This is a genomic window from uncultured Paenibacillus sp. (assembly GCF_963515335.1).
Classification (GTDB): Bacteria; Bacillota; Bacilli; order Paenibacillales; family Paenibacillaceae; genus Paenibacillus_I.
In genome coordinates this window covers 1-26,275 of sequence record NZ_CAUPYC010000031.1, presented here as the reverse complement: position 1 = coordinate 26,275, position 26,275 = coordinate 1, and the positions used below count along the sequence as shown (strand labels likewise).

Here is a 26,275-nt window from a genome sequence, read left to right as displayed (position 1 = left end):
GCCTAGTCCTTCACCTGAACGACCATTTCAAGCTCGACGGCCGCGCCGAACGGCAGCTCGCTCGTGCCGAGCGCCGCCCTCGCGTGGCGTCCCGCTTCGCCGAACACCTCGATCAGCAGCTCGGACGCGCCGTTGATGACAAGCGGCTGTTCACCGAAGCCGTCAGCGGAGCGCACGTAGCCGATGACGCGCACGATCCGCTCCACACGCTCCAGCGAACCGAGCGCCGCCTGCATTTCGCCGAGGCAGTTCAGCGCCGCGAGCCGGGCCGCTTTTTTCCCCGTCTCCACATCGAGCTCGGCGCCGAGCCGGCCGGGCATTTGCATGACGCCGTCAATTTCGGGCGTCGCGCCGGAAATAAAGAGCAGATTACCGACCCGCACGCCGGGTATGAAATTGAAACGGGGCGTCACGTCGGGAATTTCCAGACCCAGCTCCCGCAAACGTTCCGCAATCGTCATTCCTATTCTCTCCCTTCACTATAAACCGGTCGTTCCGCGCCTGTCAGCCGGCCCCGGCCGGCAGCTCCACCACGCTTCCCCGCTGCGCGGATCGCACGATCGCTTCGGCGATTTCCATCACGTGCACGGAATCGGACAGCGGCATGACGGGCGACGGCCGGTCCTCCGCGATCATCCGCACAAAATGCTCCAGCTCCGCGCGGATCGCCCCGCCGACGCCGTCCAGGCCGCTCGGCCAGAGCGTCGTCTCCGGGTGCTGAATGCCGCTGCCGGTCCAGACCGACAAACCGGGATGCGCCAGCTGATACTGCGCCGTCCCAAACTCGCCGATCACTTCGATATGGGCGTCGATCGTACCGTCCAGCTCAAGCGTTTCCACAAGATTCTGCGGCCCGCCGGCCGGCACCATCCAGCTCGAATCGAGCGAAGCGACGACGCCGTTCTCGAACGTGAGCATCGCGGTGAACAAGTCGGGATAGGCATACCCGCTCATGTTGCGCTCGAACGCGGACACGCGGACGCAACGGCTGCCGGCATACCAGACGATCAGGTCGAGCTCGTGCACGCCGGATTCGAACACCGGGTGAACCCGGTTGCCGAAGCCGTGAAACCAGCTCCTGCTGAAATTGCGTTTGGTCCGGATGGCCGCGACTGTACCGAGCAAGCCTTCTTCGATCGACCGTTTGATCGTGAAATACGGCTGGCTGAACCGGGAAATGTTGCCGACCATCACCTGTTTGCCCGCTGTCTGCTCCGCCTCGCGGATTTCCAGCGCTTCGCCGTAAGTGACGGAGAGCGGCTTCTCGACGATGACGTGCTTGCCGTGCCGCAGCGCGGCGAGCACGAGCGGACCGTGCGACTTTTCGTCGGACACGATATCGACGGCATCCACGTCCCCGCGTGTGATCAAATCGATCGGGTCGGTATGGCAATCCTCATCCCGGACTCCATACTCCGCCGCCGTCTTCCGCAGCGCCGTTTCGTCCACATCCGCAAGCGCGGCGATCTCCAGGCCGCGCATCTGCCGCAGCACCTTCAGATGAAGCCTGCCGAAACGGCCCGTGCCGATGAGGCCCAGCCTTAATTTCCGCATAGCCAAGCCAACCTCCTCTGTCGCCTCACCGCGGACTTACTTCACCGCGCCCGCGGTCAGCCCCTTGACGAAATATTTGCCGACGAACGCAAAGAACACGACGACGGGCAGCAGCGTCAATACGGCGCCGGCGGTCGTCCAGCCCCAACGGACGGTGTATTGTCCCATGATGGCGTTGAGTCCGATCGGCAGCGTCCGCAGCTCCTCGCTGCTGATGAGCACGGACGAGAACGCGAATTCCGTCCATGCCATAATGAAGGCGTAAATCGATATCGTGGCGATGCCGGGCCCGATGAGCGGCAGCACAATTTGCATCAACGTGCGCATCCGGCCCGCGCCGTCGATCGCCGCCGCCTCGTCGAGCGCGATCGGCACGGAGTCGAAAAAACCCTGCATGAGCCAAACCGAGAAAGGCGCGGCGAACGTCACATTGATGACGATCAGACCGATCAGCGAATCGACCAGACGAAGGTCGGCCATCAGCTGATAGACGGGAACCAGCAGCAGGATGCCCGGAAATACGTATGTGGCCAGGATGAGCCGGTTGACGAATCTGCGGCCGGCGAACTTCATCCGGTAAATCGCGAAACCGGCCGGAATGACGAGCAGCACCGAGATCAGCATCGTGCCGAAGGCGACGATGACGCTGTTGGACAGATTCGTTGCGTAAGACGTCTGGTCAAGCAGCTGCCGGTAATGCTCCAGCGTGAACGACCTCGGGACGAAGTCCGGCTTCAGAATTTGATCCGCGGGCTTGAAAGAGGACATGATGATCCAGTAGAACGGAAACGCGATCAGGAATATCAGCGCAATGCCGACGATGATGCGGACTGCTTTCACGCTAGTCACCTTCTTTCCGGGTACGGTCAAAACGGGTCTAACGGGTCTATACGGGAAAAATCTAATCTTCTTTTGGCGCGGCGTACTTGATGAAAAGGAAAGCGAATACGCTCAGGAACGCCGCCGTCACGATGGAGGTCGCGGACGCCTGCCCGATCCGGAACGACTCGAACGCCTGCTGGTAAATCATGACCGGTACGGTTGTCGTTGCGCCGGCCGGTCCGCCTCCGGTCAAAATATAAATCGTATCGAATATGTTGAACGACCACAGTGTGCCGACCAGTCCGATGGCGAACGTGATTTTTCCGAGCGAAGGGAAAGTGATGGTCCAGAACTGTTGCCATTTGTTCGCGCCGTCCACTTCGGCGGCCTCATAAAGTTCATGCGAAATTGTCGACAAGCCCGCGAGCACGATGACCGCCATGAACGGAAACCAGTGCCAGGTGTTGATGAAAATCACGATCGGGAACGACCACGTATTGTGGCCGAGCAGGTTGATCGGCTTGTCGATCAGGTCAAGCGATTGAAGCGCGTAGTTGAAAATGCCGTAGGAGCCGTTGAAAATCCACTGCCAGAAAATCGCGACCACGATGGTCGGGATGACCCAAGGGATGATCATCCAGGTGCGCGCCCAGTTCGAGAACCGGGAAGCTTTGTTCAGCAGCAGCGCGACGCCGAAAGCGAGCAGCGTTTGGGCAATGCCGTTGCCTAGCACCCATATGAGGCTTTTTTGCCACGCGTCCCAATAGGCGGACGAGGTCAATGTCTCCGTATAATTATCGAATCCGACGTAAGATCCTTTCGTGCCGATGAAGCCGGTACTGTAGAAGCTTTCCTTGACGACGCTGAATAATGGGACGAAAATGGTGACGACGATCCAGATGACGATCGGCGCGACGAGCAGATAAGGCAACAGCTTGCCGGTTGTTCGTTTGCCGAGCACTTCCATGCGTTTCACTCCTCCGGCGGCTGGAGGAAGGCGGGAAACCGATTCCCGCCCTTGCTCCCAACCTGTCCTCCGTTTATTTCACCGCGGCTTCCATCTGGGCCTGGCCCCAGCTAACCGCTTCCTGGGCGGATTTTCCGTTGCTTGTCATTTGCTCCAGCGTTTGCGCGATATAGTTCGGTCCGGCTACCTTGCCGATTTTGTTTGCCACGCCGTCTGTGAAGCCGAAAAGCGCGCCTTTGTTCGATGCATCAATCAGCACTTCGACCTGCGATTTGTACTTGCTGATGACCGGATCGTTCCAGAAGCTTTCCGCTTTGCTGCCGTCTTCCGTCACCGGCAGGAACAAGCCAGGCTCCGCGTTGACGAACTTGCCGTATGTTTCCGGCTCGAACAGATACTCGAAAAATTTGGCGATCGCATCCTGCTTCTTCGCGTCGTCGGTCAGCATCATGATGCCGTTGGAGTAATAGATGCTGCCTGCCTCGCCGCCTTCTGCGACCGGTACGGGAACGACGCCTAGGTCGGTTGCCGGGCGGCCGGATTCGGATTCGAACGTAGACAGGTACTGCCCCTTCTCGATCGCCATCGCGGCGCTGCCGGAGTTGAACTGCGCCTGCGGCTCGCCCCACTGGTACGTATTGCTGTCCGGCGGCGAGAATTTCAACAGGTCGTTGTACAACTGATAGGCGGCAACGGTTTTGTCGTTGTCGAACGTGATTTCATTGCTGCCGTTGATGATGTTTTTGGCGCCTGCCGTCACCAGGAAGCTGTACAGCACCTGGTCGGTGGCCATCGATTTCGATGCGGGCAGCGCGATGCCGTATTGGCTGCCGCTCGTCAGCTTTTCCGCGGCCGCTTTCAGCTCGTCCCATGTTTTGGGCGGCGTGACGCCCGCGGCCTGGAGCAGATCGTTGCGGTACCAGAGCACCTGCACCATGCCGAACACCGGGACGGCCCATGTTTTATCCTCATATTGATAAGGAGCAAGGGCGGCGTCGAGGAAGCCGTGCTTCTCGTTGAGCGATGCGATGATGTCGTCGACCGGCTGCACCACGCCGAGCTCCTTGATCAACGTCGTGTAATCCGGGATCGTGAACAAGAGGTCCGGACCGTTGCCTGCCTGGATAGCAGCCGGGAACTTGGAGTAGGCGTCGCCCCAGCTCTGCACTTGCGGCGTGATTTTAATGTCCGGATTGGCGGCGTTGAACGCATCGATGATTTCCTTGAACCGCGCTACCCGGTTCGGCGGTTCTTCCATGTGCCACAGGGTGAGCTCGGTCACTTCGCCGCCGGCATCGCCGGAAGCCGTATTGCCGCTTGAAGTATTGCCGCCGGCCGCAGGTTCGCCGTTATTGGACGAACAAGCCGCCAGAATCGTCTGCAGCGCGATGACAAGCGCCAGTAGCACATAAGATTTTTTTCTCTTCATTGCGTAGTTCAACTCCCTTTTATCGTTTTATTGCAGCGGACATGTCCTTGAGTCCATGTCCGGTGACAATCGCAATAACGGTATCTGACGGCTTGATGGCCGCCTTCTCGAGCAAACACTCCAGCACGGCGACCGAGGCGACCGACGACAGCTCCGCGAGCACGCCCTCCTTTTCCGCAAGCAGCTTGCGGTATCGGATCAGCTCCTCGTCTGCAATAGCTGCGGCCGTCCCGCCGGATTCGCGAATGACGGACAACGTGCGTGTTCCGTCCTCGGCATAGGAGAAAAGCGGATCGGCGATGCCGGACGCGATCGTCTTCGCCGCGCCGGACCATGGCCGCACATTGTTCTCCCCGGCCCGGAACGCCTCCGCTATAGGCGCGCAGCCTGCGGCCTGAATGCCGGCCATGCGCGGAAGTCTGTCGATATAGCCTGCGAGCTTCATTTCGCGGAAGCCCTTGTAGATGCCGGCCAGCAGCGGGCCGGCCCCGATCGGAACGGTAATCCAATCGGGCACGCGGCCGAGCTCGGCCAGCAGCTCGTAAGCGACCGTTTTGTCGCCTTCGGCGGCGTACGGGTTCAGGTAGGTTGAGGTCAGATTGAACGCATGCCGCCGCTCCGCCGCCAGACCGGCTGCCGCGTAGGCGTCGCTGAAGCTGCCGTCGACGGTTTCCAAATGTGCGCCGTACTGCTCCATGGCGGCAAGCTTTTCCGGCGGCGTACCCGCGGGAACATAAACGGTGCAGCGCATTTCGGCGCGCGCCGCATAAGCGGATGCCGCGACGCCGGTGTTGCCGGTGGAGGCGCAGACGACCTCCGCCATGCCGAACTGCTTTGCGGCCGTGAGCGCCACGGAGAGCGGCCGGTCCTTGAAAGCCAGAGTAGGATTGACGGACTCCGTTTTCAGATAAAGAGATGAAATATTCCTAATATTCGGAATTCTATTCGCCGGAAGGAGCGGCGTGCCTCCTTCACCGAGCGTCACAGGCGGAATACCCGGCAGGACGGGAAGAAGCTCCCGATATTTCCACATGCCTCCGCCTGAACGGACGGCCATGTCCTTAAACGGCGTATGCCGGAAAATCTTTTCATAATCGTAACGAATGTCCAGGCTGCCTCCGCACTGCCTGCATATGTACAGAGGTTCGACGCCGTACACGGCGCCACAGCTCGGGCACACCGGTTCAAATGCATTCATCGCCGGGCCTCCTTCTCTTCTTGTGAGGCGGAGGGTTCCCCGCATAACGCGAGGGCGGTTCGGACATACATCCGGCAAGCGGCATGAAGCTGATCGGTTTCGATATACTCTTCATCGGAATGCGCCTGCTCGATGCGGCCGGGCCCGCATACGACCGTTTCCCGGCAGCAGCGCTGCAGAAGCGCCCCGTCCGTCCAGAACTGCAAGCCGATCGGCTCGGCCGCCGCGGGAACTCCCCCCGCCATTTCCGCTTCGTAGGCCGCAAGCAGCTCTCGAGCCAGGAGGCCGTTGCCCAAGGTCTGCAGCGGGCCATGCGGCACGCCATGGAAATTGTCCATGATGCGAACCTCCCCATCGAAGCCGGGGTATGCCAGACGCGCTTCCGTCAGCGTTTCGCGCAGCTCATCGAGCGCCGTTTCGGCCGTTTCGCCGGGGATAAGCCGGCGTTCGAAGCCGACCGCGCACCGGTTCGGTACAATAACGGGCCGCGTTCCTCCCTCGATCGTGCCGATATTCAAGGTAGGGGAACCGAGCAGCGGATGCGACCGGGCCTTCAGCTTCGGTAGGTAATGGTCCTGAAGGTGGCAGATCCATCGGCTGGCCCGGTATACGGCATTGACCCCCTGCTCCGGCACGCTGCCGTGCACGGATAAGCCCGTGAATTCCGCTTCATACCAGGCTACGCCTTTGTGGGCGATCCCTACGCGCAGGCCCGTCGGCTCGCCGACGATCGCGTAATCGGCGGTAAACCCGCTGCCTGCGAGATGATGCGCGCCCGGACTGTATGTTTCTTCGCCGACCGTGGCCGCGAAGACGACATCGCCGGCGAGCAGGATGCCGCTGCGCTTGATGAGAGCCAGCGCCATCATCATGGCGGCGAGCGCGCCCTTCATGTCGACGCTGCCGCGGCCGTATATCCGTCCCTCCCTCTTCACTGCCGTGAAAGGCTCCGGCATACCGTAGGGCGGCACTGTATCGAGGTGTCCGTTGAGAAGCAGGGATGGGCCGGATCCGGCACCCGGAATGCGGGCGATCACATTCGGGCGATTCGGCAGCACTTCTTCCAGCCGGCATTCGATGCCGTGCTCCGACAACCAGCCCAATAGGAAGGCGGCCGCCGTCGATTCCAGTCCGGGTGCTTCGCCATGGCTTTCTATCGCGATCAGCCGGGCAAGCAGCGCTTCGGTTTCCTCTGGCTCCGCAGCCGCTAGGATTGCCTCCGTTAGCCTTGCTTGCCCCATCCGAATTCCTCGAGATATTCTTTGGATTCCTCGGCCACCCGGTCGAAGTCGGTCATACTCACGCCGGACGGATCGCCCACCCCGTAGAGGCCGCCGGTCTGGAAGCCTTCCCATTCCACGGAATTGTACCCTTTGAAGCCTGCTTCCTTCAGCGCTTCCGCCATTTCACGGAAGTCGACGAAGCCGGCCCCGAACCAGACGTGCTGCGACTGCATGATGTTCGGGAAACCGACCTCGTCCTTCACATGGGTGATGCGGATGCGGTCGCCCAGCTTGCGGATCGCTTCCTTGATCGGCATCCGCGGCTTGACGGTCGTGTAGAACGTGCCGACGTCCACGCAGGCGTATACATTGCCGCGGTCGACCAGCTCGAACAGCTTCAGCATATCGTCGATGTTGTTGATGATCGTGCCTTGGATCAGCTCGATGCTGACGTCGATGCCTTTCGGAGCGGCATAATCGGCTACCTCCTGCGTAGCGGTTACGACCTGATGCCAAGCCTGCTTGCGCGTCATCAGATTGTAGAGCGGCGGATCGTAGTACCCATCGCCGATAAGGGTGACAACCGTCCCGGCGCCCATGTCCGCCGCGGCGTCGACCGCCCGCTTGAACTTCGCGATCCCGGCGTCCCGGTCAAAATAACGCGGCGAAACGAACGTGGTATGGCAGCCGATCGACGAGAAAGCAAGTCCGGTTTCATCCATCGCTTTCCGGACCTTTTTCACGGTGTCGTCGTATTCATGCGGGAAAACTTCCTGGATTTTCGGATAAATGACATCAAAGCCTTCATAGCCGTAAGAAGCGATTTGGCGCACGCACCATTCCAGCGATTTGTCGCCCCATGAATTCCAGGCTGGGCCTGCGATTTCAAGCCTTCCCCACGGCATATTCGGCCAAATTTCAAACGATAGCTTCAAATGATCGCTCATAGTGCGCCTCCTTGGTCGTTAAACGTTCATTTCGATCGAAAACTTATAGCGGTCGCCCCTGTACAACGATCTTACATACTCGACCGGGCGGTCCGCGCCTTCGGTGTACGTCGTCCTCTCGATCAGCATGACGGCATCGTGCTGCCCGATGTCCAGCATGCTCGCTTCGTCGGGCCGAATGGCGGCGATTTCAATCGTTTGGATCGCCTTTACCAGCTTCAAGCCGCATACATCCTCAAGCATCTGGTAGAGCGAAACATTTTCCATGTCCATCCCGTACAAGGCGCGGACTTGCGAATAAACAAGACAGGAACGCTCGATTGCCATCGGTTCCCCGTTCGCGGTGCGCACCCGCACCAGCTCCAGCACCTCTTCGCCGGTGTCGATACGCAGCTGCGACGCAACCGGATTGGTGGCCGGAATGACGCTCATCGACACCACCTGTGCGCCCGGCACAATACCGCGGTTCCGCATGTCCGTGCTGAAGTTGCTCAGCTTCGTCAAAGGCTGCTCGATTTTGGGCGTGGATACGAACGTTCCCACACCCCGCTGCCGATACAGCAATCCCTCCTGCACCAACTCGTTAATGGCCTGGCGCACCGTCAACCGGTTGATCTCGAATTCTTCAGAAAGCTCCCGTTCCGAAGGGATCATCTCGTCCACTTTATACCGTCCGGTCATCATTTGATTTTTTAAGTATTCTTTGACCTGATGATAGAGAGGGATAACGCTGTTTTTGTCGATGACCCCTTTTGTTTCTTTCATGGCCTCACCTCCGAAGCAAATGGATTTCGAGAGAAATAGTCAGATAGTTGTCTATACCAGTTGATGTGTCAATTATAATAACACTGTTGAATGCCGTCAATAACATATTGAAAGAATTAAAATATATGAAGCGATTACAATTAAATTATTAAACGCTTATATATTTTTGAAATCGTTTATGCGTTAGTTTATTTAACATACGATGAATTGTCCCAATAATCAAAAAAGAAGAGGTTCCCCTCTCCCTTGGTTTATTGTTCCTTCTTGATTTTCCCCTGCAACGATCCGGCGTCTTCCGCTTCTTTATTTATCTCCATGACAGGCAGCATTAACTGAACCTTGGTTTCGTCGGACGTACTCTCAATATCCAGTTGACCGCCCATCTTTCGCATGACATGCTCACAAAAACTGAGGCCAAACCCGAGCGCATCGGGCTTTGTCGTGAAAAAAGGATGTTTTACGTTAGGCAGCATCTCTTTCGGAATGCCGTTACCGTAATCGATTACTTTGAAATAAGCGGCCTCGTCCGTCACTTCCATTTGAATCATGATCTTTCCGTTCGTTTCCGTTTCCTCGAATGCGTTGAGAAACAGCGCGTAGCACGCTTCCTCCAAATAAAACTCGTTTCCAAAGACGCGGGCGCACCGTTTCGGAAACTCACAGACCAGGCCGATGTTTTTTTCAAGAGCTTTCAATTGTATACGGGAAATGACGCCTTGGACGAAAGAGGTCCAGGCGATAGGAGTGAATTTCAAGTCTGTGGGTTTAAATAATAAAAAACGATGGAGGATCCCGTTGATTTCCGTCACTTGATCATACAGCGTTTGGAAATATTGAGCGCTCTTGAATTGAAAAGACGGAGCGGCAACCGCAATTTCGGATTTGATGCTTTTTTCCATCAATTGCAGCGTACCCTTCATGACAGCCAGGGGATTTAAAATAACGTTGGCCGTGCCTGCCGCCATCTCGCCGATCAGATCGACTTTCTCCTGCTGAATTTGGGACTCGTAATGTTGGCCGAAAAGAGAGTTATCGCATAACAGAACCAGAAAGGAGCCGGCGCTATCCTCCCGCGATAAAGGGTAAACGTATAATAAGAGCTGTAAGGAGGTTCCGCCGACCGTTTCCCGGACAGGGAATCCCGCAACCCGTTTTTGATGCTGCAAACAGAACTGCACCATCTGCCCCGTCTTGGTATCGGCGGGAAATGTATGGCCCTCCGTCAAGGTATACAAGCTTTTCGCTTTCTCGTTAGTAAAAACAATGCTGAGATCGGGAGCCACAATCGCAATGCCGATATCGCTGTCGTCCGCCCCGAATAAAAACTCCACTGCTTCTTTCATGATAAGCCAAACCCCATATCTTGTATAATTCACCATGTGCGTGAAAACACACATACCTATTTCATTCGACCTTTTCCGCCAATTTCCTATTGACATAATACCATAAGATAGGGATTCGCATTATGTATTTGTCGGAAAAAATAAAAAACGCGAGTCCCCGACCGGCAACATCCGCTGCCATTTGGCCGACATGCGAATGAAGCTCCGATATCCGCAGCATGTTCTCCAGCTTTTTCTTTTCGGTATATCAATGCCCGAGCCTGCGATACCGGCTGCCGCTCCGTTCTCATACAAAGGAGCCATCGTTTTCAGCGGAAAGTCGTCTCGTAATTGCAAAAGCCGCTTTTCTTCCGCAACAAGTCAAGGATGGCCGAACGATCTTCGTCTCGAACGTATGTATAATAACAGGTAGGATACAGGCTGCTCGACCGTATACGATTATTCGCTATCCTCCATTGTAACTTATTGTAGGCCCGATATCTATTATGTGTAATCGCGACAAACGCATTGTAATGGCGTCACTTATACGTCACGTAATTTTTCTTCATAGTCACATCAACCTTATTCTTCTCCATATAGTAGTAATGGATACTATCAGTGGAGGGGCAATGACATGGTAAGCAGCGTACGAAAAGTGGCCATTGTCGGAGTGGGTTATGTCGGCTCGAGCTGCGCCTATGCGCTTATCAACCAATCGATCTGCGATGAGATCATGCTGATCGATCGTACGCCGGACCGTGCCTATGCGCAAGCGCTGGATTTGTCCCATTGCATGGATTTCATCAACGCCCGAACCAAAATGTATACCGGTACGTACGAACAGTGCGGCAACATGGATATCGTCGTTCTTTGCGCCGGCACCTATCCGGTGAGCGGCAACAACCGGCTGGACGTGCTCGATACCGCCTATGAGATTCATAAGGATATGATCGGAAGGATTATGGACAGCGGGTTCGAGGGTATTTTCATCGCAGCATCCAACCCTGTCGATCTCGTCACCTATATGGTGTGGAAAATGTCCGGCCTGCCCCGCAGCCAGGTGCTCGGTTCCGGCACCTCGATCGACACCTCGCGTCTCAAAACGCTGATATCGGAATTTCTGCCCGTCGATCCCCGCAGCGTGCACGGGTACGTGCTTGGCGAGCATGGAGAATCGCAGTTCCCCGCCTGGTCGCATGTTACGGTCGGCGGAAAACCGGTTAAGGACATCCTCCTCCAGCATCCGCAGCGATTCGCCCATTTGAAGCTGGACGACATCGCGTTAAGAACCAAAAATGCCGGCTGGGACATTTACAGGCGCAAGGGCTCCACCCATTACGGCATCGGCAACGCACTGGCCCATATCGTACGTTCGATCTTGAACGACGATCATAAGGTGACCGCCGTTTCCGCCGTACTGGACGGCGAATACGGCCAGCGTGGACTCGCTGTCGGCGTCCCCGCCATCATCTCCCGCCAAGGCGTCAAGGAAATTGTGGAGCTTAACCTGACGGAAAATGAGAAAGAGCAGTTTGCCGCGTCCTGCTCGATTATTGCCGAGGCGATTCAGCGGATCGATTTGTGAAAGACATACCGTTTCAAATCCGGCCACATGAAAATGATGAGAGTTCACTTACAGCAACAGTACAGCATCCGGCAATGTTTCAACAAGAGCCTTCAAGCGATCTTCGCGTCGAGCCGCAATGACTAATTTTGCTCCTTCTTGCGCAAGTTTCTTGGTCGTTGCTTCACCAATTCCACTTGATGGCCCATAATAATGACAACTTTCCCTTGAATATATGACATAAAAAATTCACGGTTCCTTTCTTCATGCAAATGGATTGGGTTATATCAGGAGTTCGTTTCACGCGGTGCAACCTTGACTGTCGCAGAACGGGCTCGTGTGCTGATCATCGAGTTTAGATATGGGTCGCCAACCACAACGGATTGCATCCTCCTTCAATCTGGCTATTGATAAAATCGCCCCTCCGAACAATCTATCTTCAATCCAGTACATCGTGTCACGGGGCTTTAACCTTAGAATCTCTCCGCTTGCTACCCGTCAGTTAAGAGGCGGATTGCTTTTACTTTGACCGGACTTTCACCGGCTAAAAAGCCGCGATCTTTCATCGCGGCTTTGCCTGAACCAATCATCCGTGTTATCCCTTGACCGCGCCTTCCGTCATTCCGACGAGAACGCGCTTGTTTAAGATCGCGAACGGAGTGATCCTCAGGATCGTTGCGATCATGACGGCGGTGAACATCGGTGCGTAGTCAGTCGCGTACATGTCCGAGAAGCTGAATCAGAATGTGTACCTTCAAACGGCCTTACAACGAAATTATTAAAGCGTCCCATATGCCGATCATACGCTCATCTCGTTTTCTTGATACGGGTCACTTCGAATACTTCTCCTTCGGTAATTCCCTTTTCGTTAAATACATCAACCCGCACAAATACCGGTTGGCCTTTGACCAATGCGCCTATATTTACTTCGTTGCTTCCCAAAACCATATAACTGTGATACAGTTTATCCGGTGCAAAACCCCAAAGCACGTTCTTCGGACAAATGGGATGCTGCTCTCCACCATGTCTGAACGTTTTCATCTGTGGCCTTCGACGGATCTTTACCCTCTTCGAAGGAGGACGCATTAGCCGGCTTATTATAAGAAAGAAGCATCCACTGAGGATTTTCCCATGGGTTCATTCTGGCCTGTTCGATCTTCATCGGCCAGTCGCCATATCGCTGGTTGCAGAATAATTCCCCATCTTGATCAAAGCCGGCGGGCCATAACCCCAATCGCCTTTCAAATACGTGATTTACACTGATTCGCATCGTCGCGGCGTGCCAAACATTCCCGTGCCGATCCTCCATCGTCGATCCATGACCGGCGCCTGGTATAAAACCGCCCGGCTTATACGAGTAAGGGTTATTTTTAGCCAGTGTAAATGGCCCGAGCGGATTGTCCGATACAAAAACCCCATCACAATTTCTTTCATAGCCAATGACGGATGGGTTGCCGAAAATCAAGGCGACCGGCTCGCCTTTCGGTTTCATATCCTCCGGATTTAATTCAACCCCGTAAATGGGTTTATCATTGGAACACCCCCAGTAGAAATAAACTTTGCCGTCATCATCCACAAACAGATTCGGGTCCCAGAAGGGGAACGTTCTTTCTATCTCTTCGAATTCTCCTTGTATTGGATCTTTTGTTCGGAAGAATGAACAGTTCCGCGAGCGAGAGAAAGAAGGGCCCTCAAAATTCAGGGCACCGATCTTCAATTTCTCTCGCAAAGTTGTCGGTGATCCGCACCAAGCTTTTACCAATCGATTGGTTTGCCATTCCTGAAGAACCCTCCACGAGGCCCTTCCGATCCCATCTTCACTAATTCGAGGATCAACTCGGCAGCTCGTTTCGGCGTTCTCGGAGCAGAGGGTCCCCCCATATCCGAGCTTACCCAGCCTGGATCGACTGCATAAATTTTGATATCTCCTCTGACTTCCGCAGCTGCCAGTCGGGTCAATGCATTCATTGCAAGTTTGGAGATCTTGTATGCACCCACTCCAGGGGACGACATGGCGTTCATGGCTCCATATTCCGAGGAAACATTGATGATCCTACCATATCCCCGCTTTTCCATGAGCGGCATAAATGAACGCATGACATGGTAAACGCCGAAGAAATTCGTGGACATCGTTCGCTCCAGAATCGCAGGATCCATGGTCAATAACTTGGCATTCCCATCTAAATATACGCCCGCGTTGTTAATCAATACATCCAATCGGGGAGCGGTCTCGGTGACGGTCATTGCTGCCTGACGGATGCTTTCTTGATCGGTGACATCCATGTCCACGAACGAAACATCCAATCCGGAGTCGGCAAGTCGTTGCGCTGCTTCAGACCCCTTCTTCGGATCCCTGCTTGCCAAAATGACCTTGAATCCCATTTCAGCCAATTGTTTGACCAGTTCATATCCGATTCCCCGATTCGCGCCTGTGACAAGAGCTGCTTGCTTATCCTGCAACTTTGGAATCCTCCAATCGACCATACATAGAAATTCTTGGATAAACCGTCGCGATGCTTAAAATCAGGAACAAGATTCCCCCAAGTACGACGTATTGCGTACTTATTCCTGATATGAATAGTCCGCCTACAGCTGCACCAATCGTTGTTCCCAAGTTGGCGGATGTCAGAAAGATGCCATTCGCGAATTCGGGAGCCTCTGGCGCTGCAGACACAATCCAATATTGAGTGATGTTGCCTCCTATGCCGCCCAATATCCCCCAAATCAATATAATGAAGGCCATTGGCACACTGAATTGCCCCATGATGAAAAGCATGATGTACACTGCCAGCATTGCAAACGGATATAACATTACCGTTCTTAATGCATGATTAGCCAGCAGCTTCCCTGCAACCATGTTTCCAACTATGTTGGCCGCACCATATACGAATAACATCAAACTGATTGTGTTCCAGGCATAATTCGTCACGGTCTTCAGATACTCGGCAAGGTAACTGTACACCCCGAATACGGCTCCGTTCATGAAAATTACACCGGCAATGGAAAGCCAGGTCACGGATCTCCTTAATACGCGCAATTGCGTGCCGTAAGAGAGCCTTTCCGCAACAGGCATCGACGGTACGAACAGGAGTGTCGCGACGAATGCGACTGTCGTCACGGCAGCAAAGAACAACATCGCATGGGCAAGCGAAGTGGAGGTGGCAATCAAACTCGAGACCGGTACGCCAAGCACCATCCCCGCAGACACGCCAATGAATACTTTGGCCACTGCCTTCGAAGCTTCTTCCTTGCCGACGGACGCCGCTGCGACGGTAAATGCCAATGAAACATAAACAGGATGGAAAAAGGCCGGAACGACACGTGCAATCAATAACACGCTTGAGTGTTGCAAAAATCTCGCTGTCGAGCAGACTTGGTTAACGTCAAGATATTAGAACCTTTGTCGACTAACGGAATAAAAGAAGGACAACGAACCTTTATGGGAGAAATTCTGGTTACCAGACCAAATTTCCAAGATAAAGGGGTTGTCCCAATCTTATGGTATCCCTCTACCTGCCTATCGTCAAGTTTATTTTGGCTCTGAAATTGGAATTTTCCAAACCGCAGCTCGGTCATCTGTTCACTCTCGTTCATGGCATCATTCTCTGTGCCGGACGAAAGAATATCACTCAAATTCAGCACGCTGCAAAGGGCAACCGTCATCTGAGTAGCACAACGAATTTCCTGAATCATTCTCCCTGGTGCGTCAATCGGATGCAGCGCCGACGGATGCAGATGGTCATGGATCGGATTCATGCCAAACAGGCTAAGAACAGGGAAGACCGGAAGCTCGTGTTTCTAATCGTCGACGACACGTGTTGCAAAAAGGACAAATCAACCAAGAAAATGGAGGCGCTCAGTTTCCAGTATTCTCATGAAGCCGGAAAGTCGGTCTGGTGCCATTGTCTGGTTACCGCTCATGTGGTCGCAACCGGCTGCTCCTATGCATGGGATTATCGCCCATATTATCAAGAAGCGTATTGCCAGGCTCAACGACTGCCTTTCAAGAGTAAGAATGACTTGGCGTTAGAGATGATCGAGGCTTTTCCGGCCCAAGATGACGAGCGTGTTTACGTCCTCATGGACAGCTGGTACACCAGCGAAAAAGTCATTAACGCCTGCAACCGCAAAGGATTTCATGTTATTGCTGCGGTCAAGACCAATCGCCGGATTCGTCCGGCAGGGGTATCGATTCCGATGGATGATTTCGCGATGCAGTACATCCGAAAATCTGACCTCCACTCCGTTACGGTGGAGGGTCAAGGGACGTACTGGGTGTACCCCTACGAAGGGCCTGTCAGCGAAATCGAAAACGTCAAGCTGCTGCTGTCCTGGAAGGACGAGTATATCGCTTCGAGCAAGCCACAGGTTTGTCTCCTGTGTACAGATCTGTCTTTGGATCTCGTCACGATCCAGAGATACTATCACGTGCGCTGGAACATCGAGACGGGATACAGGTACTTGAAGGAGTTGCTGGGCTTCGACCAATACCAGTTGCTTTCGTTTACAGGCATCCAACGTTTTTGGGCCATCCAGTTCCTAACGCAAAACTTCCTGGAGTCCCAGCGACAGGAGTGGATGGAGCAGCAAGCCGGGTTAACGCTTGGTGATGTGGTGCGCCGCATTCGAGAAGAGTACTTTGGGCAGATCATCGTCTATGTGTATCAGCAGGCCCTCGAGAAGAAGCCTCTTTTCGACATCCTTCAGCAACTCAAGCTGTCTGCCTGAATTCGAAATACCCGTTTACACTACTGGTCTGCCCATTTGAACCTCTTTCAAGTGAAATTCGCAAGACTCAAGCTTTGTTATTTATTTTAGCGTGCTTTTTGTGTATATCAAATACTCATATCTTATATCAAGATATGCTTGATGAGCATTTCTGAAACGTGTATTGTAAAACATAAAGGAGAAGTATAGATGGAAGTTAGAGTTTTGCGTTATTTTCTTACTGTTGCAAGAGAAGGAAGCATTACGGGTGCTGCTGATTTTTTGCATGTTACACAGCCAACCTTGTCTAGACAATTAAAAGATCTTGAACAAGAGTTAGGAAAAAAACTATTTATTCGCAGCAGTCACAGTATCATTCTCACAGATGAAGGAATGCTCTTAAGAAAAAGAGCAGAAGAAATCGTTGATATGGTCGATAAATTAGAGGCAGAATTTAGATCCATGGAAGAAACAATAAGCGGTGATGTTTATATAGGCGGCGGGGAAACAGACGCCATGAAACAGATTGCACGGGTAGTAAGAGACTTACAGTTAAGTTATCCAAATATACGGTATCACCTCTACAGCGGAAACGAAGATGATGTGACTGAACGGCTTGACAAGGGACTGCTTGACTTTGGTGTTTTAATTCAACCGGCTGATTTATCAAAATACAATTATATCAATATCCCAGCCAAGGATGTTTGGGGCGTTGTTATGAGGAAAGACAGTCCTCTTGCTTTCAAAGATACCATTCAAGCAGCAGATTTAATAAATGTTCCGCTAATCTGTTCACGACAGGCTATGAAGCAGACATTTTCTAAAAATGAATTTGCGGATTGGTTTGGTGAAGATTTTGATAAATTAAACGTCGTGACTACTTACAATCTTGCATATAATGCTGCCATTATGGTTGAAGAAGGCATTGGTTATGCAATAACTCTTGATAAAATAGTGAATACGTCTAGTGATAGTAACCTTTGTTTTAGACCGCTAGAGCCAAGACTTGAAACTGACTTAAATATTGTTTGGAAAAAGCATCAGGTCTTTTCGGCTGCTGCCGATATGTTTTTAAAAGAAATTCAGGCGAAATTTTGAAAATTATTAACAGATGTGTAGGAAAATCTCGTAAGAGGTTTATGCACTCGTTAAACAACTTTCGGGGTAATGGTTATGGCAGGGGTTAATCAAGATAAATTGTTTGACCACAATTTGACCACTCATTGTGGTCAAATGTGGACATTTTCCGTTAATGATGTTACAGCAGAATTCTTACTGCTGTTCAGCTATGCACTTCCGCCACCTCGCGGTGTGCTGGAGACATTCACTCCTTAGTCGATGCGCTGCCAAGCGCACAAAAGAGGGGCCGAAGCCCCTCCCTCTTACGAACACTTGCTATAGCCGCAGCTGGTGCAGGTCTTGCAGCCTTCCACGTTCAGCAGCGAGGCCGAGCCGCAGGACGGGCACAGGTCCAGCGATGTGACCGGGCCCGACTTGCCTGCCGCGAACCCGCCGCCGGTAACGACCGACGCGGCCGATTCCAGTGTAGCCGCAATCGGCGGCACATGACCGTGCGCATGCTCCGCTTCCTCATTGGCCGCCACATGCATTTCCAACGATTTCGCGACGGCGTCGGCGATTGATTCGACGCGGTTGGCGCCGAAGCCGATTGCGCCGGAGCCGCCGATGCCTTTCAGGTGCTTAACAAGCAGCTTCACTTTGCTGCCGTGGTCGCCGTAGCGGAGGAACAGCGAGCAGACGCGGCCGAGCGCTTCCGCCATGGCGAACACGTCCGAGCCGGCTTTGCCGACGTTCAGAAAAATTTCGCCCGGCGTGCCGTCGATGTCGTTGATCGTGATGTACGCCATGCCGAACGGCGTGTTCAGCTTGTACGTGGCGCCGCGCAATACGGACGGACGGCGTTTGTACTGCTTGTCGAACACCTGCTCCTCTTGCTTGGATACGCCGGCGTTCAACGTGGCGTTCAATGCGCCTACCGCCTCTTCGTCACCCTCCGCAACTGGAGCACCCGCTGCCGCTCCTGCCTCAGCCTTCACTTCTTCGTCCTTCTTCGTGGACAATACCTGCACGTCGCGGCTGCCGTCGCGGTAGATCGTTACGCCTTTGCAGCCGAGGTCGAAGGCGAGCTCATACAGGCGCTTCGTCTCTTCGACGGTGAAGTCCGCCGGAGCATTAGCCGTCTTCGAGATCGAGCTGTCGACCCAGCGCTGGATCGCCGCTTGCACACGAATGTGATCTTCGGCAGACAGATCCATCGACGTTACGAAGCAATCCGGCAGATCCTGGCCGGGATTCGCGTCCTTCCACTCCTGCGCGATCGGCACGTACTGCTTGTCGAAGCCGAGGCGGCTTTGACGGTAATATTCGAAAGCGAAATACGGCTCGATACCGGTCGACGTGCCGACCATCGTACCCGTGCTGCCCGTAGGCGCCTGGGTAATAACCGTAACGTTGCGCATACCGCGCTTGGCGACCGCTTCGGTAACCTCCGGATAAACGGCGGCCATATTTTTCATAAACCCGCTCTCAAGGAACTTGTCGGCGATGAACTCAGGGAACGAGCCCTTCTCAGCCGCAATTTCGGTAGAAGCGAGATACGATTCCTTTGCGATGAAGCCGTACAGCTTATCGAGGAATTCCAGCGATTCCGGGCTGCCGTAACGGATGCCCAGCTTGATCATCAGCTCCGCCAGACCCATCGTGCCGAGGCCGACGCGGCGCTCCGCTTGCTGGTTCTTCCGGTTTTCTTCAAAATGATACGGCGTCTTGTCGATGACGTTATCCAGAAACCGCACCGACCAGCGCGTTACTTTGGACAATTCGTCCCAAGCGACGTCGTTGTTCTCGGCGTCGTAGAACTTGGATAGGTTCATCGCAGACAAGTTGCAAACGCCCCACCCTGGGAGCCCCTGTTCCCCACACGGATTCGTGCAAATAATCGGATTGAAATACCAGCTGTTCGACATTTGATTGTAGTACTCCATGAACACGACGCCCGGCTCCGCCGACTTCCACGCCGATTCGATGATCATGTGCCATACCTCGCGCGCCTGGACCGTCTTGTAATGGACGACCTTCTTGCCGAGCGAGCGCCATTTCTCCATGTCGCCGTCCCAAATCTCGTTGTACTGGGGATCCTTCGTGTCCGGAAAGACGAGATCCCATTCGAGATCCTCCTTCACCGCGCGCATGAAGTCGTTGCTGACGCATACCGACAGGTTCGCGTTCGTTACGGCCCCCGCCGTCTGCTTGACGGTGATGAAATCGATCAGGTCCGGGTGCCAGTCGTTGATCATCAGCATCAGCGCGCCGCGCCGGCTGCCGCCCTGCTCGATCAAGCCCGTTGTGTAGCTGAAAAGCCCGCCCCACGATACCGCCCCGCTCGACGATCCGTTCACGCCTGCGACGACCGCGCGGCGCGGCCGAAGCGATGACAGGTTGATGCCTACCCCGCCGCCGCGGGCCATAATTTCGGTCATCTCGTTCAGCGTGTTCATGATGCCGCCTCGGCTGTCCTTCGGCGACGGAATGACGTAGCAGTTGAACAGCGTCAGCTCCTCGCTCGTTCCCGCGCCCGCCGCAATCCGGCCGCCGGGCACCAGCTTCCAATCGTCCAATATATAACGGAACCGCTCGGTCCACTGCTTCTTTTTCTCACTCGTATCTTCCACGGAGGCCATGGCGGCCGCGAGGCGGTCCCACATTTCCTCCGGCGTCTTCTCGATCGTCAGCGTCAGCTTCTCGACGGACGTCTCGACGACGTCGCCGCCGCGGGTTCTCACCTTCACCGTACTGCCGTTCCGCTCAATCACTTCCCCGACTTCCTTGGCGGGGAATTTCGGGTCGTCCTTCGTCAGCGCCAGCACCACGTCTCCGACCTTCGTGCCGGACGTATCCGCATTTTTCCAGGCATACCGGTCCAAAAAGATTTTCTCGCTCAGCCCTTCCAGCCGGCTTTTCTTTGTCGTTTCCACTGCAACGCCTCCCATCAAATTGGCTGTAACGCGCACTAGTCGGCAGCCTGTCACTCTAAGCTTATGTAAAATATAACCACAACATATGGTGTACAAACACCATTTTACTACACTATATATTGTAACACCATAGCCGGATTCACAAAAAAATAACGTTCAAGCTCCCGTTATCGAAGCCGAACGCGCACTCGCTGTCCTTTTCGCACATTTCCTCAATTCCACATTTTTCGACAACTCATCCGATTGCGTTTTCACGAAACGCCTTATCTTCAAGCCCCGCCGTCTTCCGCATCATCATCCGCCACGCCCCGCTTATTAATCTTACTACGAAGGGCAATACTATACCATAATCCAACTTTTGGCTTGGAAAGGAGCCCTTATGCTGCCGACCGACGGTGCCAACCCATCCGAACAGCCGAAACCGGGCAAAAAGCTCCATCCGCATGCAACGCTTCAATTCGATCGCGCATGGCTCGACGAGCTGCAGAACCGTACCCTCCGCAACGGGCCCTGGGACGACTGGACGCTTTTTCAGCTGACGGTGGAAGCCGAGCAGGCCAAGCTTGTCACGAGCTTCGACGAGCTGCAGTGCATGCGCTCTCTTCCCGCGTTCGAGCCGATGGAGCATCAGATCGCGACCGCGCGCAAGGTGCTGCATGAGATGGGCGGACGCGCCATTCTGGCCGACGAGGTCGGACTTGGCAAGACGATCGAGGCCGGTCTCGTACTGAAAGAATACCTCGTGCGCGGCCTCGTCCGCAAGGTGCTGATTCTGGTGCCCGCCTCGCTGGTGCTGCAGTGGGTGCGGGAGCTGAACCAGAAATTCGGCATCCCGGCCACCGCCCAGCGCAAGCACTACAGCTGGCAGAACGACATCGTCGTCGCCTCGATCGACACCGCCAAGCGCGAGCAGCACCGCGACTATCTGCTGAACAGCGACTACGACATGCTGATCATCGATGAGGCGCACAAGCTGAAGAACAAGAAGACGACCAACTACCAATTCGTGCAGCAGCTGCGCAAAAAATATTGCCTGCTCCTCACCGCCACCCCGGTGCAGAACGATCTGGACGAGCTCTACAACCTGATCACCCTGCTCAAGCCCGGCCAGCTCGGCGGCCAAAGCGAATTCGCGGCCAACTTCGTCGTCGACAAGCGGCTGCCGAAGAACGAGGACCGGCTGCAGCAGGCGCTCTCCGGCGTGATGATCCGGAACCGGCGCGGCGACGGCGGCATCAGCTTCACGAAGCGGATCGTGCGCAACGTCACCGTGGAATTGTCCCAGGAGGAAAAAAACCTCTACGACGCCGTCACCTCCTTCGTGCGCGAGCGCTATGAAGAAAGCGGCGGCGACCTGACGAGCGCCCTCTCGCTCGTCACCCTCCAGCGCGAGGTATGCAGCAGCCGGGACGCCGTTTTTCTCACGCTTGTCAATCTGTTCAAAAAAACCGCCGAGGACTCTCCGGTCCGGGCGAAAATATGGGAGCTCGTCAACGTCATCAAGCAGATCAAGTCGAACTCGAAAGGCGAGAAAGCGCTCGAGCTGATCCGCGGCATGAACGACGAGAAGGTGATCGTGTTCACCGAATACCGGGCTTCGCAGGAATATCTGCTCCAGTTCTTCAAGCAGCACGGCATTCAGGCCGTACCGTACCGGGGGGGCATGAACCGCGGCAAAAAGGATTGGATGATGGACCTGTTCCGCGGCCGGGCGCAGGTGCTGATCGCGACGGAAGCCGGCGGCGAGGGCATCAACCTGCAGTTCTGCCACCATATGATCAACTTCGACCTGCCCTGGAACCCGATGCGGGTCGAGCAGCGGATCGGACGCGTCCACCGGCTCGGACAGCAGAACGACGTCAAGATCTACAACCTGTGCACGCTCGGCACGATCGAGGAGCACATCGTTCATTTGCTGCACGAGAAAATCAACCTGTTCGAGCTTGTCATCGGCGAGCTGGACGATATTATGGAACGTTTGGAAAAAGAGGAGCAGCCGCTCGAGCAGCGGCTTGCCAAAATGCTGCTGGAGTCCGCCGGCGACGGCGAGCTGCGCAGCCGGATCGATACGCTGGGCAAGTCGATCAACCGGATTCGCACCGAAGCGCAGATGGAGGCCCGCAAGGCGGGCACTCCTCCGATCGGCGCCATTCTGGACGGTCTGGGCGGAACCGTGGAGGTGCGGCCGTGAACGCGAAGCAGGTCCATAAATTCGTCGAACGGTATCTCGAGGCCACCGGCTGCGCGGTCCTGGAGCGGTCCCCCGCGCATTTCAAGGTCAAGCTCTCGCCCGCCGCGGACCGGGCGCTGACGAACCGGCCGTACTACTGGAGCTTCGTGGACAGAGTCGGAGCGGAGCCGGAAACGATGTCCTTTCTGTTTGTGACGGACGCGGCCAAATACGAGGAGATCGAAGCCGTCTCCGTCCCGCCGCAGCAACAGCAGCCGGGCCCCGATTCCGTCGAGACGGGCGTCAACGCCGCGCTCATCCGTTCGTTCGGCCATGTGAACGCCTCGGCGATCGGAGCGCGGATGCCCCGCGAGAACCTGTACTACGGCTCCGGCCGGATGAATCAGCTGTTCGACACCGTCCGCCAGAACGGCAAATTCGTGTACCTGTTCCAGCAGCCGGATGCGAAGGCCGCCCATCCGTTCGATTCGGCCGCCTACACCCCTTGGCTCGGCATCAACGTCAAGGTCGGCTTCGAATGCGACCGCAAACGGGAAGAACTCCATTCGTACGGCGTTTCGCTTGCTACGGGCGTATGTGTCGACCGTTTCTACGACCGGCTGCTTGGGCTTCGCATGACGCCAAGGCTGCCGCCCAATGTGCATGTCGCCAAAAGCGGGTTGACGCTCGGGAAGGCCGCGGCGATCGCGGAAGCCGCGCTCGAGCGCAGGCTTAAGCATTACGATTACGGCTGGGCCGAGGAAGCCGCGGCGCGGCTTGCCGACGAGCTTCGGCAGCTCGGCGCTTATTATGAGCCGATGCTGAAGCATGCGGAGGAAGAGCAGCGCGAGGCAATCTCGCGGCAATACGAGAACCGCAAGGCGGAGATCGTCTGGCAGCTGCAGCCTCGCGTAACGGCATCCGTCATCAACTGCGGCGTCTTTCATTTGGCGGGCATCGAGTAGACGGCCGCGTCACCGCCGCGGTAAAGTTCGCCCGAAATCGCCAAAAACATCGGCGGCGCGGCCGCATCGGCCCGACAGACAGCAACAGTCTTCGCACGGCTTGTCCGCTACAATGGAACAAACGCAATGACGTTAACACCCATACTTACCCGGATACCCGGACTACGAAGGGAGAACCGACGATGCGAAAATGGCTGCCTTATTTCGCTGCGCTGCTCCTGCTCTTGTGCGCAGCTCCCTCCATCTATGACACGGCCTCGGCAAACGGGTCCGAAGTGCCTGCCGACCTGGACGCCCAAATCGACGTCTGGGCGGCGGCGCTGTCGCGGAAGCCGGGCTTTCAGGCTCTCCCGCAAGCCGAAAGGCGCATCTCCGCGCTCGGCCCCGGAACCCACGGCTGGCTCGTCACTTTCCATGCCGCTGAACGCAGCGTAGGCTATATGATTATCCACGCCGTAGAAACGGGCGGATACCGGCTGAGCGAATACGGCGCGGCCGGGCACCCTTTCTCCCCAGCCGTCCTCAGACAAGGCCTGGCCAATCTGGAAACTCCTCCAGCCATCGGCAAAAAGCCTTTCCGGGCGGAAAGGCTTTACATCCATTCGATGCTGGCGGCTTGGCGCATTTCGTTTCCGGGACAGGAGCGGCCCGCCGTCTATATGGACGCGTACAACGGCGAGGAACTGCCCATTTCCGACGAGCAGTGGCGGGCTGCCGTTCTCCAGGCGGAGAAATCCCGCGCCAAAGCCGGTCCTTCCGCTAGCCCAGGCCGGTCGCAGAAAGCCGTCGCTCGCGCGCTTGAAATCAGCTCATTCGATCCTTACGAGCGTTTGCCGTGGCTCACGAAGCAGCCTTTGAAGCTCAAGGGGCCGAGCGGCGACAAGCTGCTGCAAAGCAAGCTTAAAGCGGGAAAGCAGCTTCGCCTGGCGGCCGAGAAATTCGACGGGCAATGGCTCAGCGTGCTGCCGGTCGTCGGCCTGCATGAATGGGATAACGGAGAGAGCTACGTCGCGGTGGATGACCGGGTAGCGCGCTATACGCCGTTCCGGGACGTTCAGCTGCACGCAAGTATCTATGACTGACGCATATCCCGTTCCTTGATGACCGAAGCCGCGCGGGTCCTCTCCTTGCGCGCTTTTCGGGCTTGCAGCCACATAACGATCCCGTACGGCGCCCATCCGAACCATTTGGCCAGCCACGGCTCACGCCGAGACTTCGCTTCGGTTCGCATGCGGCGTCTTTCCTCCGTCGGCGTCTCCATATAAGCAACGAACCGCTTCGCCATGAACGATACATATTCCTTTCCGTCCTTCACCGCCATTTTTCGTCCCCTCCCCGATCGCAAACCGTCACACACTAAGTAGTTACATTGTGCCCACCGAATTCCATGCTTAAACCTGTATAAAACTGTAAGAACTGCGCACCCTAACCGCAACAAACAGCAACGGAGGGGACGAGGATGGAGCCTTACGGCAAAAAGCTCCGCGGCCGGCTGCGCGCAATGTGCGCGGCCGCCGCTTTCCTGACCGCCTTACACACGTCGACCGGTGCCGGGGTTGCGGCTCCCCGATACGAGCGCTCGCTCCCGGAAGCCGAGGTTCTCATCGATGTCGGCCACGGCGGCATCGACGGCGGCGCCTCTGACGGCGGCATTCTGGAGAAGGACATTAATCTGGCAATCGCCAAGCGGCTGTATCTGATGCTGGGAAGCCGCGGCATCGTCGCCGTGATGAACCGCAGCGGCGATTACGCGCTCAGCGACGACAACCGCTGGCATATCACGCGTTCCCGCCATCGCAAGGACTTGTCGCAGAGGCGGCAGCTTGCCGATGAAATACCGGTGCGGCTGTTCGTCAGCCTGCACGTCAACTGGTCCTCGAACCATTCGGCGCACGGGCCGCTTGTGCTGCACCAGAATGAAGGCCGGAGCGCCCTTCTCGCTTCCTTCATTCAAGATTCGCTTAACCGCAAGCAGGGGATGACCCGCGAGCCCAAGCTAGGTAAGCCGTATTATTTGCTGCGGCGCGTGCAAAGCCCGGCCGTCATCGTGGAGACCGGCTTTCTGAGCCATGAGCGGGACCGGAACGACCTGACCGATCCGAGGGAGCAGCAGCGAATCGCTGAGGCGATCGCTGACGGCATCCGGTATTATCAGATCACCGCGGAGTAGCGCGCGGACACCGGTCCAAGCGAGTTCACTGAATATTTTTACTTCTCTGCTACCCTTGACTTATCCGCTCGCCGCGTGCTAATATGGGTAACGTTGCTGCAAAGCATGCGGTCGTGGCGGAATTGGCAGACGCGCTAGATTCAGGTTCTAGTGGTGTAACAGCCGTGGAGGTTCGAGTCCTCTCGACCGCACCAACTTTACAATTAACAAGGGTTTCAGCTCACCGGCTGAAACCCTTTTTCGTTTTTTTCCGATGAGCACTCTGTTACCGGGAGCCATGAAGCTTTTGACACCGTAATTGCGGCATCGGCAAACAGTCTCACATTATGGCATTTTCGCATTAGCACATTATGGCAATTAGCACATTATGGCACTTGACTCGCAATGCGCAACATGGTATCCTAATTTTTGTTCGCCGTACACATGCGGTCGTGGCGGAATTGGCAGACGCGCTAGATTCAGGTTCTAGTGGTGTAA

21 protein-coding genes, 1 tRNA gene and 2 pseudogenes are annotated in these 26,275 nt (G+C 55.5%); 8 read left to right on the top strand and 16 right to left on the bottom strand.

Annotation, left to right across the window (positions count from 1 at the left end; all coding sequences use genetic code 11):
• Positions 1-2: 2 nt before the first annotated feature.
• The 10 genes from RWM61_RS11575 to RWM61_RS11530 all read right to left on the bottom strand — a co-directional run bounded on the left by RWM61_RS11575 (position 3) and on the right by RWM61_RS11530 (position 10,344).
• A complete protein-coding gene (locus tag RWM61_RS11575) occupies positions 3-461 on the bottom strand; it encodes a RidA family protein (RefSeq protein ID WP_314000832.1) in 459 nt (152 codons plus the stop codon).
• Positions 462-504: 43 nt separating this feature from the next.
• A complete protein-coding gene (locus tag RWM61_RS11570) occupies positions 505-1,554 on the bottom strand; it encodes a Gfo/Idh/MocA family oxidoreductase (RefSeq protein WP_314000830.1) in 1,050 nt (349 codons plus the stop codon).
• Positions 1,555-1,590: 36 nt separating this feature from the next.
• On the bottom strand, positions 1,591-2,394 hold the full coding sequence (locus RWM61_RS11565; protein ID WP_314000828.1) for a carbohydrate ABC transporter permease: 804 nt from the start codon (positions 2,392-2,394) through the stop codon (positions 1,591-1,593).
• Between the two features lie 61 nt (positions 2,395-2,455).
• Positions 2,456-3,343 carry a sugar ABC transporter permease gene (locus tag RWM61_RS11560; protein WP_314000873.1) on the bottom strand — a complete coding sequence of 296 codons (888 nt, stop codon included), beginning with the start codon at positions 3,341-3,343 and terminating at the stop codon, positions 2,456-2,458.
• 73 nt (positions 3,344-3,416) lie between these two features.
• A complete protein-coding gene (locus RWM61_RS11555) occupies positions 3,417-4,772 on the bottom strand; it encodes an extracellular solute-binding protein (protein WP_314000826.1) in 1,356 nt (451 codons plus the stop codon).
• A gap of 19 nt (positions 4,773-4,791) precedes the next feature.
• Complete coding sequence (gene thrC / locus RWM61_RS11550) at positions 4,792-5,970, bottom strand: threonine synthase (protein WP_314000824.1); 1,179 nt, start codon at positions 5,968-5,970, stop codon at positions 4,792-4,794.
• Complete coding sequence (locus tag RWM61_RS11545; protein ID WP_314000822.1) at positions 5,967-7,211, bottom strand: M20 family metallopeptidase; 1,245 nt, start codon at positions 7,209-7,211, stop codon at positions 5,967-5,969. Before RWM61_RS11545 ends, thrC begins: the two co-directional genes overlap by 4 nt.
• A complete protein-coding gene (locus RWM61_RS11540; RefSeq protein WP_314000820.1) occupies positions 7,193-8,140 on the bottom strand; it encodes a sugar phosphate isomerase/epimerase family protein in 948 nt (315 codons plus the stop codon). Before RWM61_RS11540 ends, RWM61_RS11545 begins: the two co-directional genes overlap by 19 nt.
• An 18-nt stretch (positions 8,141-8,158) precedes the next feature.
• A complete protein-coding gene (locus tag RWM61_RS11535) occupies positions 8,159-8,905 on the bottom strand; it encodes a GntR family transcriptional regulator (protein ID WP_314000818.1) in 747 nt (248 codons plus the stop codon).
• A gap of 251 nt (positions 8,906-9,156) precedes the next feature.
• Positions 9,157-10,344 (bottom strand): HAMP domain-containing sensor histidine kinase, encoded by a 1,188-nt coding sequence (locus RWM61_RS11530; RefSeq protein WP_314000816.1) that lies wholly within the window; start codon positions 10,342-10,344, stop codon positions 9,157-9,159.
• Positions 10,345-10,861: 517 nt separating this feature from the next.
• Between RWM61_RS11530 and RWM61_RS11525 the strand changes: the two genes are divergently transcribed.
• On the top strand, positions 10,862-11,812 hold the full coding sequence (locus RWM61_RS11525) for an L-lactate dehydrogenase (protein WP_314000814.1): 951 nt from the start codon (positions 10,862-10,864) through the stop codon (positions 11,810-11,812).
• A gap of 63 nt (positions 11,813-11,875) precedes the next feature.
• Here RWM61_RS11525 and RWM61_RS11520 read toward each other — a convergent pair.
• The 4 genes and pseudogenes from RWM61_RS11520 to RWM61_RS11505 all read right to left on the bottom strand — a co-directional run.
• A pseudogene (locus RWM61_RS11520) lies at positions 11,876-12,033 on the bottom strand (SDR family NAD(P)-dependent oxidoreductase); the annotation flags it as partial.
• A 722-nt stretch (positions 12,034-12,755) separates the two neighbouring features.
• Positions 12,756-13,520, bottom strand: a complete 765-nt coding sequence (locus RWM61_RS11515; protein ID WP_314000812.1) for a hypothetical protein — start codon at positions 13,518-13,520, stop codon at positions 12,756-12,758.
• A 26-nt stretch (positions 13,521-13,546) separates the two neighbouring features.
• Positions 13,547-14,275 (bottom strand): SDR family NAD(P)-dependent oxidoreductase, encoded by a 729-nt coding sequence (locus RWM61_RS11510; RefSeq protein ID WP_314000810.1) that lies wholly within the window; start codon positions 14,273-14,275, stop codon positions 13,547-13,549.
• Positions 14,241-15,131, bottom strand: a pseudogene (locus RWM61_RS11505) (MFS transporter); the annotation flags it as partial. The pseudogene RWM61_RS11505 and the gene RWM61_RS11510, both read right to left, overlap by 35 nt.
• Before the next feature lie 158 nt (positions 15,132-15,289).
• On the opposite strand from RWM61_RS11505, the gene RWM61_RS11500 reads away from it, so the two are divergent.
• Together RWM61_RS11500 and RWM61_RS11495 are read left to right on the top strand one after the other, a co-directional pair.
• Complete coding sequence (locus tag RWM61_RS11500) at positions 15,290-16,519, top strand: IS701 family transposase (RefSeq protein ID WP_314000808.1); 1,230 nt, start codon at positions 15,290-15,292, stop codon at positions 16,517-16,519.
• A 189-nt stretch (positions 16,520-16,708) separates the two neighbouring features.
• Positions 16,709-17,596: a LysR family transcriptional regulator gene (locus RWM61_RS11495; protein WP_314000806.1), complete on the top strand. Its 888-nt coding sequence runs from the start codon at positions 16,709-16,711 to the stop codon at positions 17,594-17,596.
• A gap of 284 nt (positions 17,597-17,880) precedes the next feature.
• Here RWM61_RS11495 and RWM61_RS11490 read toward each other — a convergent pair whose 3' ends face one another.
• Complete coding sequence (locus tag RWM61_RS11490; protein ID WP_314000804.1) at positions 17,881-20,493, bottom strand: adenosylcobalamin-dependent ribonucleoside-diphosphate reductase; 2,613 nt, start codon at positions 20,491-20,493, stop codon at positions 17,881-17,883.
• A 379-nt stretch (positions 20,494-20,872) separates the two neighbouring features.
• Here RWM61_RS11490 and RWM61_RS11485 point away from each other — a divergent pair, with 379 nt between their 5' ends.
• The 3 genes from RWM61_RS11485 (at position 20,873) to RWM61_RS11475 (ending at position 24,710) form a co-directional block, all read left to right on the top strand.
• Positions 20,873-22,684, top strand: coding sequence for an SNF2-related protein (locus tag RWM61_RS11485; protein WP_314000802.1), 1,812 nt, complete (start codon positions 20,873-20,875; stop codon positions 22,682-22,684).
• Positions 22,681-23,628 carry a YqhG family protein gene (locus RWM61_RS11480; protein WP_314000800.1) on the top strand — a complete coding sequence of 316 codons (948 nt, stop codon included), beginning with the start codon at positions 22,681-22,683 and terminating at the stop codon, positions 23,626-23,628. The genes RWM61_RS11485 and RWM61_RS11480 overlap by 4 nt, the downstream gene beginning before the upstream one ends.
• Before the next feature lie 182 nt (positions 23,629-23,810).
• Positions 23,811-24,710, top strand: coding sequence for a hypothetical protein (locus RWM61_RS11475; protein WP_314000798.1), 900 nt, complete (start codon positions 23,811-23,813; stop codon positions 24,708-24,710).
• On the opposite strand, the gene RWM61_RS11470 is transcribed toward RWM61_RS11475, so the two are convergent.
• Positions 24,701-24,949, bottom strand: coding sequence for a YqzE family protein (locus tag RWM61_RS11470; RefSeq protein ID WP_314000796.1), 249 nt, complete (start codon positions 24,947-24,949; stop codon positions 24,701-24,703). The two genes, RWM61_RS11475 and RWM61_RS11470, sit on opposite strands and share 10 nt — an antisense overlap.
• Positions 24,950-25,087: 138 nt before the next feature.
• Between RWM61_RS11470 and RWM61_RS11465 the strand changes: the two genes are divergently transcribed.
• Both RWM61_RS11465 and RWM61_RS11460 read left to right on the top strand, forming a co-directional pair.
• Positions 25,088-25,798, top strand: coding sequence for an N-acetylmuramoyl-L-alanine amidase (locus tag RWM61_RS11465; RefSeq protein WP_314000794.1), 711 nt, complete (start codon positions 25,088-25,090; stop codon positions 25,796-25,798).
• A gap of 107 nt (positions 25,799-25,905) precedes the next feature.
• Positions 25,906-25,992: transfer RNA gene (locus RWM61_RS11460), tRNA-Leu, on the top strand.
• Positions 25,993-26,275 lie beyond the last annotated feature (283 nt).

Bases quoted from the DNA above. Each gene is read 5' to 3' on its own strand.
- RWM61_RS11575 (WP_314000832.1), bottom strand. From the start codon at position 461: ATGACGATTGCGGAACGTTTGCGGGAGCTGGGTCTGGAAATTCCCGAC.
- RWM61_RS11570 (WP_314000830.1), bottom strand. From the start codon at position 1,554: ATGCGGAAATTAAGGCTGGGCCTCATCGGCACGGGCCGTTTCGGCAGG.
- RWM61_RS11560 (WP_314000873.1), bottom strand. From the start codon at position 3,343: ATGGAAGTGCTCGGCAAACGAACAACCGGCAAGCTGTTGCCTTATCTG.
- RWM61_RS11555 (WP_314000826.1), bottom strand. From the start codon at position 4,772: ATGAAGAGAAAAAAATCTTATGTGCTACTGGCGCTTGTCATCGCGCTG.
- thrC (WP_314000824.1), bottom strand. From the start codon at position 5,970: ATGAATGCATTTGAACCGGTGTGCCCGAGCTGTGGCGCCGTGTACGGC.
- RWM61_RS11545 (WP_314000822.1), bottom strand. From the start codon at position 7,211: ATGGGGCAAGCAAGGCTAACGGAGGCAATCCTAGCGGCTGCGGAGCCA.
- RWM61_RS11540 (WP_314000820.1), bottom strand. From the start codon at position 8,140: ATGAGCGATCATTTGAAGCTATCGTTTGAAATTTGGCCGAATATGCCG.
- RWM61_RS11535 (WP_314000818.1), bottom strand. From the start codon at position 8,905: ATGAAAGAAACAAAAGGGGTCATCGACAAAAACAGCGTTATCCCTCTC.
- RWM61_RS11530 (WP_314000816.1), bottom strand. From the start codon at position 10,344: ATGTCAATAGGAAATTGGCGGAAAAGGTCGAATGAAATAGGTATGTGT.
- RWM61_RS11525 (WP_314000814.1), top strand. From the start codon at position 10,862: ATGGTAAGCAGCGTACGAAAAGTGGCCATTGTCGGAGTGGGTTATGTC.
- RWM61_RS11510 (WP_314000810.1), bottom strand. From the start codon at position 14,275: ATGGTCGATTGGAGGATTCCAAAGTTGCAGGATAAGCAAGCAGCTCTT.
- RWM61_RS11500 (WP_314000808.1), top strand. From the start codon at position 15,290: ATGGTATCCCTCTACCTGCCTATCGTCAAGTTTATTTTGGCTCTGAAA.
- RWM61_RS11495 (WP_314000806.1), top strand. From the start codon at position 16,709: ATGGAAGTTAGAGTTTTGCGTTATTTTCTTACTGTTGCAAGAGAAGGA.
- RWM61_RS11485 (WP_314000802.1), top strand. From the start codon at position 20,873: ATGCTGCCGACCGACGGTGCCAACCCATCCGAACAGCCGAAACCGGGC.
- RWM61_RS11475 (WP_314000798.1), top strand. From the start codon at position 23,811: ATGCGAAAATGGCTGCCTTATTTCGCTGCGCTGCTCCTGCTCTTGTGC.
- RWM61_RS11470 (WP_314000796.1), bottom strand. From the start codon at position 24,949: ATGGCGGTGAAGGACGGAAAGGAATATGTATCGTTCATGGCGAAGCGG.
- RWM61_RS11465 (WP_314000794.1), top strand. From the start codon at position 25,088: ATGGAGCCTTACGGCAAAAAGCTCCGCGGCCGGCTGCGCGCAATGTGC.